Origin of the sequence: Priestia flexa, from assembly GCF_021441905.1 — a bacterium.
GTDB classification, from domain to species: domain Bacteria; phylum Bacillota; class Bacilli; order Bacillales; family Bacillaceae_H; genus Priestia; species Priestia flexa.
Genome location: NZ_CP090431.1, coordinates 1,054,224 through 1,067,381, shown reverse-complemented (window position 1 = coordinate 1,067,381; position 13,158 = coordinate 1,054,224). Strand labels below are relative to the sequence as shown.

Here is a 13,158-nt window from a genome sequence, read left to right as displayed (position 1 = left end):
AATACAACACTTACTACGCTAAATAGTGTACACCACATTAAAACGGTTCGTCAATCTATTTACGCTTATAAATTTAAGCTTTTTGCCTTATTACACTTTAAAAAAATGTTAAATCCATCTGTGCTATTACACAAACATATTCTGTACTACTTGTCTTATAATAACCGTTTAAAAACCTGCTTAATATCACCGTTTAATTTCTTACAAACCCTTTGAATGAAAGCGTTTTACAGACTATTTAATTCATGTCGAATACTGTTGTATATCAAATCAAAAAACAGCCAATGCTTATTGCTTTGACTGTTTCCTGCTTTTATTCTTGATCTGATTTCACCTTTTTGTAGAAGTTCTTTTTTTCTTCATTATAAGCATCCGTTGCTTGATTAAACTTTTCACTATTCTCCTGCACCTTTTGGTACATCTCATTAATAGAAGAAATTTGGTTTTCTAAATCGTTTAGCTTCACGTTTGTTTTTTGAAACATTGTGTATAGCTCTCTGTCTAACTCCACCGATTCTTCATACGAAGCATACATCAAGTCGTATGCCTTATAGCGACTTTCCATTAAAGAAGCGAGTTTGTTGGCTTGCTTCTCTATGTCTTCATCTTTTACCAGTTCGATTTTCTCTTTGGCTTTTTCAAACTCTTCTTTTGAACGCTGCATACTTTCCTGTTCTTTTACTAAATGTTCTTCTCGTTCATCTAATAATTGGAGCGCTTCGCTTGCTTTTTCGTCAACTTTTTCTTTTTCTTTCATTCCAATTGATAAGATTTCTTCATATAGAACATTTTCTTTGTCTTCGAGTGCCGTCATCGGTTGCTGCTCTTTTATAAACTGCTTCTCTTGATCAGCGACTTTCTCAAGCGCTTTATAAACTTCTAGTTCGTCTCCGCTTTCTGCTGAACATCCTGCTAAAAGCATCATACTTATACCTATTGCACTTACTATTTTTTTAGTCTTCATACCTGGTAAATCCTCCCTTATACCAGCACTATTTTATCTTTATTGCCCGAATTAAGCAATTCATCTACACCATTTTATTATCTTTTAATATATTATACTAACCCATCAAGAAAAAACGGTTAAATCGTTTGTGTTTTTTGGGATTCTGTCTGTTCAGGAGTGTGTTAGTTATGTATTACGGAGGATATGGATACGGATGTGGCGGTTCAAATAAAGAATTCGTTCTTTTAATTGTACTATTTATTTTACTTGTTATTATTGGCTGCAGTTGGGGCGGCTGTTAATTAGTTAACAAAGAGAAAGTCAAGTGGCTTTCTCTTCTACATATAGCAACTCGGATGACTTTTCATATGTCTTTTGATACACTTTATAGTACTAAACTGACAAGTATATGTCATAACTATTAGTACCATATATCGTTAGGGAGATGTGAACAGTGATTACAATGGATAAAATTATTAGGGATGGCCACCCTACTCTGCGCAAAGTAGCACAAGAAGTAAAGCTTCCAGCAACAGCTGAAGATAAAGAAACGCTTAGACAACTACTTGAGTATGTTCAAAACAGCCAAGACCCTGAAATTGCAGCCAAGTATAATTTACGTCCTGGAATTGGATTAGCTGCTCCTCAAATCAACGTATCAAAGCGAATGATTGCTATTCAAGCACCTGATGAGCGTGGAAACGTGCAAAGCTATGCTCTTTTCAACCCGAAAATTGTGAGCCACTCCGTTGAAAAAACGTATTTAACAAGCGGTGAGGGATGCTTATCCGTAGATGAAGAAATACCTGGATATGTCCCAAGGTATGCTCGTATTACTGTAAAAGGTACAACGCTAGAAGGAGAAGAGGTTAAAATCCGTTTGAAAGGCCTATTAGCTGTGGTCTTTCAGCATGAAATTGACCATCTTGATGGCGTTATGTTTTATGACCATATTAATAAAGCAGAGCCGTTTAAAGAACCTGAAAATGCAAGCCCTTATATGCGCTAAAAAAAGTAGGAACCCGTCCAGGTTCCTACTTTTCTGTTAAGACAGTAATCCTACAAGTTGAAGACCGTGTGCAATTCCGTTATCAGCTACGTCTTTTGTAATATAATTTGCCACTTCTTTTACTTCATCATGGGCATTTCCCATTGCTACGCCATTTCCTACGTACGAGAGCATTTCAATATCATTTAAGCCATCGCCAAATGCATACACATTTTCTTTCTTATAGCCTAACTTATTGATCATAACCTCAATTCCCTTTGCTTTTGATCCACCAGCAGGAAGCACATCCGTTGAGAATTCATGCCAACGAATATAATCAAATTTTTTAAATTTTTCTTCGTAAGGCTTCTCTTCACCATCCGTACAGAAAAGAAGCGCTTGATAGATTTCGCGGTTTTCATAGTACAAAGGGTCATGAATTGGATGTGTGATGCCAAGCTTTAGCGTGCTAATGCTTGCTTCAATATGTTCATGAAATTCAATATTAGACCTCATATCATCATGATCTAAATAAACGACTGGATGATTTTTTTGAGCAGCAAACGCGGTGAGCGCTTGAAGCTCTTGTACGTCTAATGGATTTTGATACAGAACTTCACCATTTAATACGATGTACTGACCATTAAAGCTAATATATGTATCGATACCAAGCTCATCTCGAAGCTCTTTAAACATAAACGGTGCTCGGCCTGTAGCAATGGCTACTTCATAACCTTTTTCCTTGAGCTGATTTACCGCTTGCTTTGTTGACTCAGGTAATTTTTTATCATGATCTAACAATGTACCATCAATATCAAAGAACACTATTTTTTTGTCCATTGTTTCACCTAACTTTTCTATTTTTTTCGTTTCTCACGCCATTATAACAAACCACTTCTACTTTCTCCATCTTTCCATATATACCCACGCAAGTCTATGCGATTTTTTCATATACTACAACTATAAACATAGACAGGCATTCATCAGATATAAAGGAGATGAGATTCATGCTAAAAGATTTTCGAAAGCGCCTTTTAAGACGTTGGAATGAATTATTACGAAAAAAATCAATTGCTTAATTAACGATTTAAGGGCTTTCTATCAATACATTTGCAGAGCGTGTGTCTGCATCGTAAAATAGAATAGCCCTTATTTTCTATTTAAACAAGCAGTCCAGTCAGTCAATTTTTCACATAGTCATAATTTCATATTAGCTATTCGTATAATTTTTCAATAAAATTTAAGTTTATCGATAGAAATCGTCCCTATTTTGCATTTAACGAATTGACTTGTGTTATTTTGATGTCTAAAATGTAGTGAAAGCAAGTTTCTTTAGAAAATACATGAAATACATACACATTTTATATTATAATAAAATAAGTTATTTGAATTTCGGATTTAAGGAGAGAATGAAGTTATGATTTTTAAAGTATATTTTCAAGAAAAATTAACAGAAGTACCAGTTCGTGAAAACACACAAACTGTTTATGTAGAAGGAGAGTCTGAACGCGACGTTCGTAAAAAGTTAAAAGCGCGTTCAATTAACATTGAATTTGTTCAACTAGTGGACGGAGACTACTTAGAATATGAGCAACACAGCGAAGATTTTAAAGTATTGGAGATATGATAAAAATGAAATTTGTAAAAAATAATCAGACGGCGGTATTCGCTCTAGGTGGACTAGGTGAAATCGGTAAGAATACCTATGCCGTACAGTTTCAAGATGAAATTATTCTTATCGATGCCGGAATTAAGTTTCCAGAAGATGAACTATTAGGTATTGATTATGTAATTCCTGATTACAGCTATTTAGTTAAAAACGCAGATAAAATCCGTGGACTTTTCGTAACACATGGTCATGAGGATCACATCGGTGGAATTCCGTATCTTTTACGCGAATTAAACATTCCAATTTATGCTGGAAAGCTAGCGTTAGGTTTACTACGCAATAAGCTGGATGAGCACGGATTACTTAGAACTGCACAGCTTCATGAAATTACAGAAGACGACGTTATTAAGTTTCGCAAGACGTCGGTAACGTTTTTCCGTACAACACACAGCATTCCTGATTCATACGGTATTGTTGTAAAAACACCAAATGGACAAATTGTACATACAGGTGACTTTAAGTTTGACTTTACACCAGTTGGAGAACCAGCGAACTTAACAAAGATGGCTGAAATCGGTAAAGACGGCGTACTATGCCTACTATCAGATAGTACAAACAGTGAAATCCCTAACTTTACAATGTCTGAGCGTCGCGTTGGTGACAGCATTCATGACATTTTCCGAAAAGTTGAAGGACGTATTATTTTCGCAACGTTTGCATCTAACATTCATCGTTTACAACAAGTTGTTGAAGCTGCTGTATTAAACAATCGTAAAATTGCTGTGTTTGGTCGCAGTATGGAAGCAGCAATTGATATTGGCCAGGAGCTTGGCTATATCTCTTGTCCAAAAGATACGTTTATTGAACCATCTCAAATCAATCGTATTCCTGCTAACCGCGTAACAATTTTATGTACAGGTAGTCAAGGTGAACCGATGGCTGCTTTATCACGTATTGCAAACGGTACACACCGTCAAATTCAGATTATCCCTGGGGATACAGTTGTTTTCTCTTCATCACCAATTCCAGGTAACACAGTAAGTGTAAGCAAAACGATCGATATGTTATTCCGTGCTGGTGCTGAAGTTATTCATGGTAAACTGAATGACATCCATACGTCAGGTCACGGTGGACAAGAAGAACAAAAATTAATGCTTCGCTTAATGAAACCAAAGTACTTTATGCCAATTCATGGTGAGTACCGCATGCAAAAGATGCATATCAAGCTAGCAACTGACTGCGGTGTTCAAGAAGAAAACTGCTTCATTATGGATAACGGTGAAGTATTAGCACTAAGCGAGAACGAAGCATCCGTAGCGGGTAAAATCCCATCTGGTTCTGTTTATATTGACGGAAGCGGCATTGGTGATATTGGTAATATCGTACTGCGAGATCGTCGTATTCTATCTGAAGAAGGTCTTGTAATCGTCGTTGTTAGCATTAACATGAAAGACTTTAAAATTGCAGCGGGTCCAGATATTATCTCACGTGGATTTGTTTACATGCGCGAATCTGGCGATTTAATTAACGATGCACAATCATTAATTACAAAGCACTTAAATAAAGTAATGGAGCGCCGTACATCTCAGTGGTCTGAAATTAAAAATGAAATTACAGACACACTAGCTCCATTCCTCTATGAAAAAACAAAACGTCGTCCAATGATTTTACCAATCATTATGGAAGTATAAGAAAAAGGATTCGCTTACGCGAATCCTTTTTACGTATGTTTCTTCTCTAAAATATTAATTCCAAGAGCCATTAATACCACTGTAATAATGCATAATAATAGGCTTGAGTACGCAATTTTTTGCCATGCATAATCATAGAGCACAACTTGCTTTAAAAGGTCCATTCCATATGTCAACGGTACGAACTTTGAAAGTGTCAGCATAACTGGAGATGTGACAATTTCAAGAGGCCAATATGCCCCTCCTATCATTGCCATACTCACTGCTAATAGAGGAATAAGCACGTGATACTGAGCAATGCTCTTGACCACTCCTGCTAGAAACATACATAGAGCAACAGTTGCCAATAGGTAAGGAATAACGATGAGTAAACTAAGTACAAATCGACCGTTAAAATCTACTCCAAGACCAAAATGGAATGTGCTAAAAATAACAATGACTTCTACATACGCAATTAAAAATGAATATACTAAGTTCCCTGTATAAAGGTCTACTTTTGAAAGTCTTGAAATAAGAAGGCGGTCCCAGACTCCAATTTTCCGATCTTGCAAAATTTTGAGCACACTAAATCCAATGGTATATATGATAAAAAATAGCGTAAAGCCAAAGAGCGCCTGCATATTCTCTTGAAGCATAATTCCTTCTGTTTTTTGCATACTTTCTACATTAACCTTAAAGATAGGAGCTTCTTCAATTTTTTTGTTAATCATGCCTGCTTCTTTGGATGTAAACTGCTTCGCAAGTGATTGGGTTTGTATTCGCTGTTCGTAATGTGCTTTCACATGTTGATTTACTTTTTCTGTAAGTGTTGTTTCTGATGTTAAGATTAACTTAAAATCATTTATCCCTGCTTCTAAAGCTACTTCTGCTTTACCTTCTTTTACTTGATCTCGCGCTTCATTTTCATTGCTTTCTTTAAATAGTAAGTGCTGGGTTTGGTTTAAATCGTGAATAAGAGATGTGACGTTTACTTGTTGATCTTTACTATATACAAGGATAGTAGTACTCGTTTGATCAACTTTTCCCATTAGGTACGCAAATACAATAACTAAAAAGAGTGACACCACTACCGCCCATGGACTTCTACGCAGCTGCTTAAATCGCCCAATTAAAACCGTATTCAACTTTTCCACACCTTCCTTCCAAGCAACCAGACGGTACTAAACATGACGACAGCCGTCATAAGCAACGTAAACAGTTCCCCGCTAATATTCAGAATAGATTCCCCTTGCAACACGCGTAAGTAAGCTTGCGTACCAGCTCCGTTTGGCACTATTTCACCGATTTTTGCAAGCTGGCTTGAAAGCTGTTCAGTAGGAAAAAAGCTGCCTCCCAAAAATGCTAATATCGTAACAACTACATTTCGAAAGATGGAAACCATATCGTCTGAATTGCAGCGATGCACCACAGAAGATAGACATGCGCTAATTCCTCCTACAGCCATACTCACAGCAACAGTAATGGTTAAAAACGCCAGTAAGTTCGGCCATATAATTCCAAAGCATATTGCCACGAGACTATACAAAATAAGCAATTGACATAGAGCTAGTAAGAAACCTGTACAGAAAATACTAAAATAATAAAGAGTCGGCGATACGTTAGCAAGAATGATACGCGACAAGCTATGAGCTTCTTTTTCTACATAAGCGTTCGTAGCTAAGCTAGGAGCAAGATAGAGAACAAACATCATGCTCATGCCTATCGCATAGTAAGCAAGAGCTGAAAGCGGCTTTTCTTTGTTCGCCGTTTCTTTTTCTCCTAAAGAACCTACTATTTCGATATTACCTGCTTTTTCAGGATTTACTTGACTAGCATAAGTGTACAGAGATAACTTTTGTTGATAAGCTTCTATTATACTAGTTACCGTATCGGCACCAATTGATTTGTCTTCATTTTGAATAATTGTTAGCGGTGGATTCTCGATGTTTCTTTTTAAAAATTGATTTTGTAATACCCCGTATGAGAACCCTTCAGGAAACACCATAATTGCACTATATTCATTGCTTCGTTTGGCTTTTTCTAACCCAGTATCTGAAATCTGTTTCATCTTAATAAACTGCGTTACTTCTTTTTGTTGAAACGTATTTTGTAGTAAAAACTCTATTGGCTTCATATGATCAACAGTCGTAAACACCTGTTTCTTCGCTTCCTCAGGTAACGATTGCAGGGCTAATTCTTTTTTAAAGCGTTCTATTTCTTCTTCTTCATCCCCTTTCACAACTACCCCAACAGTGGCTTCAAAACCAGGCTTATCAGACATAATGCTTCCAAGAGAAAATCCTAAGATTACAATTAAAACAAACGGCATTAACAATAAAATAATAAGTTCTTGAGGGCGTCTAATAAACTGTATGAACTGCTTTTTTAAAAGCGCAAAAAACATCCTTATTCCCCCTCATCAATCTCTTAACGTTCGACCAGTTAAATGTAAAAACACATCTTCAAGCGTTGGTGCTTCAATCTGGACAGCGGAAATCATCATCTCTTGTTCCTCAGCAAACTTAAACAAATCGGCTAATATATTCACATTTTTTGGAACAGAGAATTGAACAGATCCATCCGTATGCGTTAACTTTGATACAGATGGGTGAGACTGTAGTTTATGAATAAGTCCTTCTTTAATCCAATCTGCTTTAAAATGAATAATTTGTTCAGAAGATAAAATGCTTCGAAGCTCTTCTTTTGTACCAGAAGCAATAATGTTTCCTTTATCCATAATGTAAATACGGTTACAAAGCTGTTCTACTTCTTCCATATAATGACTTGTATAGATCACGCTAATACCATAGTGCTGATTTAAATGCTTAACCGACTCTAGAATGTGAAACCTAGATTGTGGATCAATTCCAACGGTCGGTTCGTCCATAATTAAAAGCTTTGGACTATGAAGAAGCGCAATACCGATGTTAAGTCGTCTTTTCATTCCTCCAGAAAAGATTTTCACACGATCATGCTGGCGGTCGGTTAAACTAATCATGTTTAAAATCTCATCCACTTTTTCAGCTAGCTGTTTTCCTTTCATTCTTTGGGTTCTTCCAAAAAAGTCGAGATTTTCTCTTGCCGTTAATTCATCATATAAAGCTAGCTCTTGAGGAACAACGCCCAGTATTTGTCTCATATGAATTGGATCTTCTACGCTGCTTTTCCCGTTGATACGTATGTCACCGCTTGACGGTTTAATAAGAGAAGAAATCAAAGAAATGGTCGTTGACTTTCCTGCACCGTTTGGCCCTAATAATCCAATTGTTTCGCCACGTTCTAAAAACAAGCTGATGTTATTTACTACTTTCGCTTTTTTGTATGCTTTACTTAGTTCGATGACTTCTAGCATAAGGCTTCACTCCTTTATTTTCTTTCTTACTTCATCTTATAAATTCAACACTTCCTTCACCACTTACTTCCGTCACTTCTTCTATTCCAAACTATGACCTCCGTCACATGACAAAAAATCTTCTGACCTCTTGTCAGAAGATTTCTTCACGCTAAGTGATTTTTCACAGCATAAATAGCCAGCTGCGTGCGGTCACGCAGCTCTAGCTTATGTAAAATTTGCGTAAGATGATTTTTAACCGTTCCAATTGATAAATAAAGCTCTGCTGCAATTTCCTTGTTCGTTTTCCCTTCTCCTACAAGTTTGACTAACTCTCTTTCTCTTTTTGTAAGTTCAATCTGTATAGGCTCTGCTGCTTCTTTTCTTAATAACCTTGGCATAATTTTAGCCGTTACGTGATCATGAATACTTAAACCACCGTTCATACAACTATGAATGGATTGAATGAGATGCTCGGGGTCAGCCGTTTTTAGCATAAACCCATTTGCTCCATATTGAAGAGCCTGCATAGCATACTCCTCATCATTAAAGGTCGTTAGCATTAATACCCGTATTGTTGGCCACTGCGCTTTTATCTTCTGGGTCGATTCAATTCCGTTCATAATTGGCATTGATACGTCCATAATCACAAGATCAATCATATGACGCTCCAGCTGCTCTAACGCTTCTTTTCCATTACTCGCTTCTGCTCGCACGCACAGAGCAGCATCTTGTTCAATCATCATTTTAATTCCTGAACGAACAATGCTTTGATCTTCCACAAGTAAAATATGAATCAAGTAAACTCACCTTCTTTGTATCCCTTAATTTAGTTTAATGATGCCTTCTATAGAAAAATGTTCAGGTGTTTGCAAGTAGCTTACTTGTCCTCGGATACTTTCAATCCGCTGCTTTAATGCCTTTAACCCAAACCCTTCTTGAAAAGGAGGTGCATCAGGTGCAATGCTGTTTTTTATTTGGAAAGATAAATCTCCTACTGGTGATAGCATTAGAGTAATTGCTAATTCTCTTGAACTACCGTGACGCATTGCGTTTGTAAATCCCTCTTGAATAGCGCGATATAACGCGACGCTTTGAGTATTGGACAGCGTCAGTGATAATACTCGCTGCTTCACTGTAAACGAAACATTCATATGACTCTCTGATTCTAACTTTTTAATTAAATGAACAATGGATGCTACTCCCTGTAAGGTTGATTTATCCAACTCCTTTACAGCATGACGTGTTTCGGCTAAGCTTTCTTCTGCTAACCGTTTTAATTGGTCTAGCTGTACATTTTCTAACTCTTGACTCATCTTTAACACTTGAATATTTAGTAATAAAGCCGTTAATTTATGGCCAACAGAATCGTGAATATCTCGAGCAATTCTTGTTCTTTCTTCATTTCGAGCCGCTTTATCTGCCTCCAAACTCATTCGTTTAAGAGAGCGATATTCACCTCTAAGCTCATCATATAAAAGCTGTTTTTGTTGCTTTTCTTCCCTACTTACACCTAATTGATACAAAACAACCCCAATTAGCACAGTTATGATAATGGTTGGTAGTAATAAGGCCTCTAACTTAATCCAGGTTAAAAGTAAAAAAGCAATCAGTGTACATCCAGCATAAATTCGAAAAGAAAGTCCCTTCACTTCACTGGCTGCTTCAACACTAACATACAGAAAAAGAGCCATTAAAAGTGGGGAGAACGATAAGAAGAACCCTAAGCTTGTCAGCACCAACACTTGACACATTTGATTTCCTAGCTTCTGCCTCCACAGTGGTTTTGTAAAATAAATAAGCATGGACAGAAAACTTAAAAAAAGTAATCCAAGAGTATTTACGCTTTGATACATTGAAAAAAAAAGGGCAATCCATATCGCTAAAAACATAGTAGTTTGCACTAAAAAAGTTTTCATCTTGCATTCCTCCGCTTACTATTGTACTAGCAAACCACCAATAAAATCCATATTTTCTATAAATACATAGCAAAAACCTGCTTCCAATGCTGAAAGCAGGTTTTCATTACATATCTGCGAATTTATTCTCAAATCGATTAATATTTACATCTGCACCAATAACAATTAAAATGTCACCCTGTTTGATTGACTCTGATGCTTGTGGAGAGACAATAATATCTTGGCTTCTCTTAATTGCAACAATATTAATACCATATTTAGCACGAATATCTAAGTCGATAAGCGTATTTCCCGCCATTTTTTTACTCGCAACTAGCTCAACAATACTGTGCTCATCAGATAGCTCTAGATAGTCAAGTACGCTATTGGAAATCATACTATTGGCAATTCTTCTTCCCATATCACGTTCTGGATGCACAATAAAGTTAGCTCCAATTTTCGATAATACCTTAGCATGATAATCATTTTGCGCTTTTACCGTAATTTTCTTTACACCTAGCTCCTTTAAAATCAGCGTGGTTAAAATGCTTGCTTGAATATTATCACCAATAGCTACTATGACATGATCAAAGTTACGAATGCCTAAACTTTTTAGTACACCTTCATCCGTAGAGTCTCCCACTACGGCATGTGAGGCAACGCTCGCATACTCATTTACTTTCTCTTCATCCGTATCAATAGCCAGTACTTCCATACCTTGATCACTTAATGTTTTACAAATGCTACCGCCAAATCTCCCTAATCCAACTACTGCAAATTCCTTTTTCATGAAAAATCCTCCATATAGTAACAAGTGAAGTCCATATACTACTTTATTTTACCATAATGTAAGACTTCTTTTCTCTATACATGTCAGCTTGCAGAAAAAAAGCTGCGGATTTCCACAGCTTTTAGATTTCCCTTTACTTTTTCTCTACAGCATGACCACCGAATTCATTTCGAAGAGCAGCCACAACTTTCCCGGTAAAGGTATCATCTTCTAATGAACGATAGCGCATCATTAGTGAAAGCGCAATAACCGGTGTTGGAACTTGTAAGTCTAAAGCTGATTCAACCGTCCATTTTCCCTCTCCAGAAGAATGCATCACGCCACGGATATCATCCAAACGAGGATCTTTTGAAAAGGCACGTTCCATCAGCTCAATTAACCACGAGCGGATAACAGAACCATTGTTCCATACTCTTGCAACGGCTTCATAGTCATAATCAAACTGACTTTTTTCCAACACATCAAACCCTTCTGCAATTGCTTGCATCATACCATATTCAATTCCATTATGTACCATTTTCAAGAAATGGCCGCTTCCTGCATCTCCTGCATACAGATAGCCTTTTTCCACATTTATATCTTTAAAAATAGGTTCAATGTGGGCGAAAGCTTCCTTATCTCCACCAATCATCATGCAGGCTCCATTTCGTGCTCCTTCCATTCCACCGCTGGTTCCGACATCAAAGAAGTGAATCCCCTTTTGATGAGCTTTTTCAGCACGACGAACAGAATCTTGGTACTTTGAGTTTCCACCATCTATAATAATATCTCCTTCATCAAGCAGGCCTTGAAGCTCATTTATTACCTTTTCTGTAAGATCTCCCGCCGGTACCATCACCCAAGCTACTTTTGGCTTTTCTAATTTTTTAACTAATTCTTCTATTGAGTGAGCCCCCACAGCTCCTTGTTCTTCCAACGTTTTAACCGCTTCTTTATTCACGTCAAATGCTACAACTGCATGGTTGTGTTCCATCAAGTTTAGCGAAAGGTTCGCTCCCATTTTTCCCAGACCAATCATTCCAATTTGCATATAAATTCCTCCTTCAATACTAAATTATCGTTAGTATGATATAAATTCGTCATCTTCAAACGTATTTTCTACTTTCTAAACAAACAAAACATAAAAAACACTGATGTCTACTTTTTAGAAACACCAGCATTTATGTATTTTCACTTGGCTTTAACTAATTCTTCAGCCGAACTTTAGCTGTAAGAAAGCTTTTATCTTTGCCCTAAGCTTTTTTATAACGTAGCTTGTCCTGGTTTCCAGTTTGCAGGACAAAGCTCCCCAGTTTGTAAAGCGTGTAATACGCGCAGCGTTTCATCTACATCTCGGCCAATGTTATTATGGTTGACAACAGCGTACATCAGTTCTCCTTGAGGATTAATGATAAATAAGCCACGTAAAGCTACGCCTTTTTCTTCAATTAAAACGCCATATTCACGTGAAACAATATGATTTGTATCTGCAGCTAAAGGATAGTTAACTGGTCCTAATCCGTTGTCTCGTCGATCTGATTTAATCCAAGCTAAATGCGTATGAATAGTATCTGTTGAGACGCCAATTACTTCTGCCTCTAACTTTTTAAACTCACCGTATCGATCTGATAAAGCCGTAATCTCAGTTGGACACACTGTTGTAAAATCCATAGGATAAAAGAACAGAACTGTCCATTTATCTTGTTTCATATTTTCTTCTAAGCTTACTTTTCCAAACTCTTTATTCGGCAATACTGCTTCCATTTCAAAGCGTGGGGCCTGCTTGGCTACCATGCGTTCTGGCATGAATCATCCCTCCAACATAATAATAAACTCAGGTTTATTCTGCTCTTCATTTAAATATAGTAAATTATACCTATTAATTCGTTATAAACTACATGAAATAGGACGACATACATGTTATGCCCTATTTTTATCTAAGATAAA

14 protein-coding genes are annotated in these 13,158 nt (G+C 36.9%); 4 read left to right on the top strand and 10 right to left on the bottom strand.

Annotation, left to right across the window (positions count from 1 at the left end):
* Positions 1–313 precede the first annotated feature (313 nt).
* A complete protein-coding gene (locus LZP85_RS05390; protein WP_078989985.1) occupies positions 314–964 on the bottom strand; it encodes a YkyA family protein in 651 nt (216 codons plus the stop codon).
* 170 nt (positions 965–1,134) lie between these two features.
* Here LZP85_RS05390 and LZP85_RS05385 point away from each other — a divergent pair, with 170 nt between their 5' ends.
* Positions 1,135–1,248, top strand: a complete 114-nt coding sequence (locus LZP85_RS05385; protein WP_076513034.1) for a YjcZ family sporulation protein — start codon at positions 1,135–1,137, stop codon at positions 1,246–1,248.
* A 152-nt stretch (positions 1,249–1,400) separates the two neighbouring features.
* Positions 1,401–1,955 carry a peptide deformylase gene (def, locus tag LZP85_RS05380; RefSeq protein ID WP_025909130.1) on the top strand — a complete coding sequence of 185 codons (555 nt, stop codon included), beginning with the start codon at positions 1,401–1,403 and terminating at the stop codon, positions 1,953–1,955.
* 36 nt (positions 1,956–1,991) lie between these two features.
* Here the strand turns inward: def and LZP85_RS05375 are convergent, their stop codons facing one another.
* Positions 1,992–2,774, bottom strand: coding sequence for a Cof-type HAD-IIB family hydrolase (locus LZP85_RS05375; RefSeq protein WP_025909131.1), 783 nt, complete (start codon positions 2,772–2,774; stop codon positions 1,992–1,994).
* Between the two features lie 577 nt (positions 2,775–3,351).
* Here LZP85_RS05375 and LZP85_RS05370 point away from each other — a divergent pair.
* Positions 3,352–3,561 carry a DNA-dependent RNA polymerase subunit epsilon gene (locus tag LZP85_RS05370; protein ID WP_025909132.1) on the top strand — a complete coding sequence of 70 codons (210 nt, stop codon included), beginning with the start codon at positions 3,352–3,354 and terminating at the stop codon, positions 3,559–3,561.
* Between the two features lie 5 nt (positions 3,562–3,566).
* Complete coding sequence (gene rnjA / locus LZP85_RS05365; protein ID WP_025909133.1) at positions 3,567–5,234, top strand: ribonuclease J1; 1,668 nt, start codon at positions 3,567–3,569, stop codon at positions 5,232–5,234.
* 29 nt (positions 5,235–5,263) lie between these two features.
* Here rnjA and LZP85_RS05360 read toward each other — a convergent pair whose 3' ends face one another.
* The 8 genes from LZP85_RS05360 to LZP85_RS05325 all read right to left on the bottom strand — a co-directional run bounded on the left by LZP85_RS05360 (position 5,264) and on the right by LZP85_RS05325 (position 13,017).
* A complete protein-coding gene (locus LZP85_RS05360) occupies positions 5,264–6,358 on the bottom strand; it encodes an ABC transporter permease (RefSeq protein WP_206782749.1) in 1,095 nt (364 codons plus the stop codon).
* Complete coding sequence (locus LZP85_RS05355) at positions 6,355–7,617, bottom strand: ABC transporter permease (RefSeq protein WP_119542980.1); 1,263 nt, start codon at positions 7,615–7,617, stop codon at positions 6,355–6,357. The genes LZP85_RS05360 and LZP85_RS05355 overlap by 4 nt, the downstream gene beginning before the upstream one ends.
* Before the next feature lie 15 nt (positions 7,618–7,632).
* Positions 7,633–8,565 carry an ABC transporter ATP-binding protein gene (locus tag LZP85_RS05350; RefSeq protein ID WP_076513037.1) on the bottom strand — a complete coding sequence of 311 codons (933 nt, stop codon included), beginning with the start codon at positions 8,563–8,565 and terminating at the stop codon, positions 7,633–7,635.
* Positions 8,566–8,711: 146 nt separating this feature from the next.
* The gene (locus tag LZP85_RS05345; protein WP_119542979.1) at positions 8,712–9,344 is read right to left on the bottom strand and encodes a response regulator; all 633 of its coding nucleotides are present in this window, start codon (positions 9,342–9,344) and stop codon (positions 8,712–8,714) included.
* Between the two features lie 24 nt (positions 9,345–9,368).
* On the bottom strand, positions 9,369–10,463 hold the full coding sequence (locus LZP85_RS05340) for a sensor histidine kinase (protein ID WP_083686495.1): 1,095 nt from the start codon (positions 10,461–10,463) through the stop codon (positions 9,369–9,371).
* A 106-nt stretch (positions 10,464–10,569) separates the two neighbouring features.
* Positions 10,570–11,232, bottom strand: a complete 663-nt coding sequence (locus LZP85_RS05335; protein ID WP_025909139.1) for a potassium channel family protein — start codon at positions 11,230–11,232, stop codon at positions 10,570–10,572.
* A 133-nt stretch (positions 11,233–11,365) separates the two neighbouring features.
* A complete protein-coding gene (gene gnd, locus LZP85_RS05330) occupies positions 11,366–12,262 on the bottom strand; it encodes a phosphogluconate dehydrogenase (NAD(+)-dependent, decarboxylating) (protein WP_025909140.1) in 897 nt (298 codons plus the stop codon).
* 212 nt (positions 12,263–12,474) lie between these two features.
* Entirely contained in the window at positions 12,475–13,017 is a 543-nt protein-coding gene (locus LZP85_RS05325; protein WP_119542978.1) for a peroxiredoxin, read from the bottom strand.
* Positions 13,018–13,158: the final 141 nt, after the last annotated feature.

What these genes read in the sequence shown, in the direction of transcription:
- LZP85_RS05390 (WP_078989985.1), bottom strand. Translation starts at nt 964, where the DNA reads ATGAAGACTAAAAAAATAGTAAGTGCAATAGGTATAAGTATGATGCTT.
- LZP85_RS05385 (WP_076513034.1), top strand. Translation starts at nt 1,135, where the DNA reads ATGTATTACGGAGGATATGGATACGGATGTGGCGGTTCAAATAAAGAA.
- LZP85_RS05375 (WP_025909131.1), bottom strand. Translation starts at nt 2,774, where the DNA reads ATGGACAAAAAAATAGTGTTCTTTGATATTGATGGTACATTGTTAGAT.
- LZP85_RS05370 (WP_025909132.1), top strand. Translation starts at nt 3,352, where the DNA reads ATGATTTTTAAAGTATATTTTCAAGAAAAATTAACAGAAGTACCAGTT.
- rnjA (WP_025909133.1), top strand. Translation starts at nt 3,567, where the DNA reads ATGAAATTTGTAAAAAATAATCAGACGGCGGTATTCGCTCTAGGTGGA.
- LZP85_RS05355 (WP_119542980.1), bottom strand. Translation starts at nt 7,617, where the DNA reads ATGTTTTTTGCGCTTTTAAAAAAGCAGTTCATACAGTTTATTAGACGC.
- LZP85_RS05350 (WP_076513037.1), bottom strand. Translation starts at nt 8,565, where the DNA reads ATGCTAGAAGTCATCGAACTAAGTAAAGCATACAAAAAAGCGAAAGTA.
- LZP85_RS05340 (WP_083686495.1), bottom strand. Translation starts at nt 10,463, where the DNA reads ATGAAAACTTTTTTAGTGCAAACTACTATGTTTTTAGCGATATGGATT.
- LZP85_RS05335 (WP_025909139.1), bottom strand. Translation starts at nt 11,232, where the DNA reads ATGAAAAAGGAATTTGCAGTAGTTGGATTAGGGAGATTTGGCGGTAGC.
- gnd (WP_025909140.1), bottom strand. Translation starts at nt 12,262, where the DNA reads ATGCAAATTGGAATGATTGGTCTGGGAAAAATGGGAGCGAACCTTTCG.
- LZP85_RS05325 (WP_119542978.1), bottom strand. Translation starts at nt 13,017, where the DNA reads ATGCCAGAACGCATGGTAGCCAAGCAGGCCCCACGCTTTGAAATGGAA.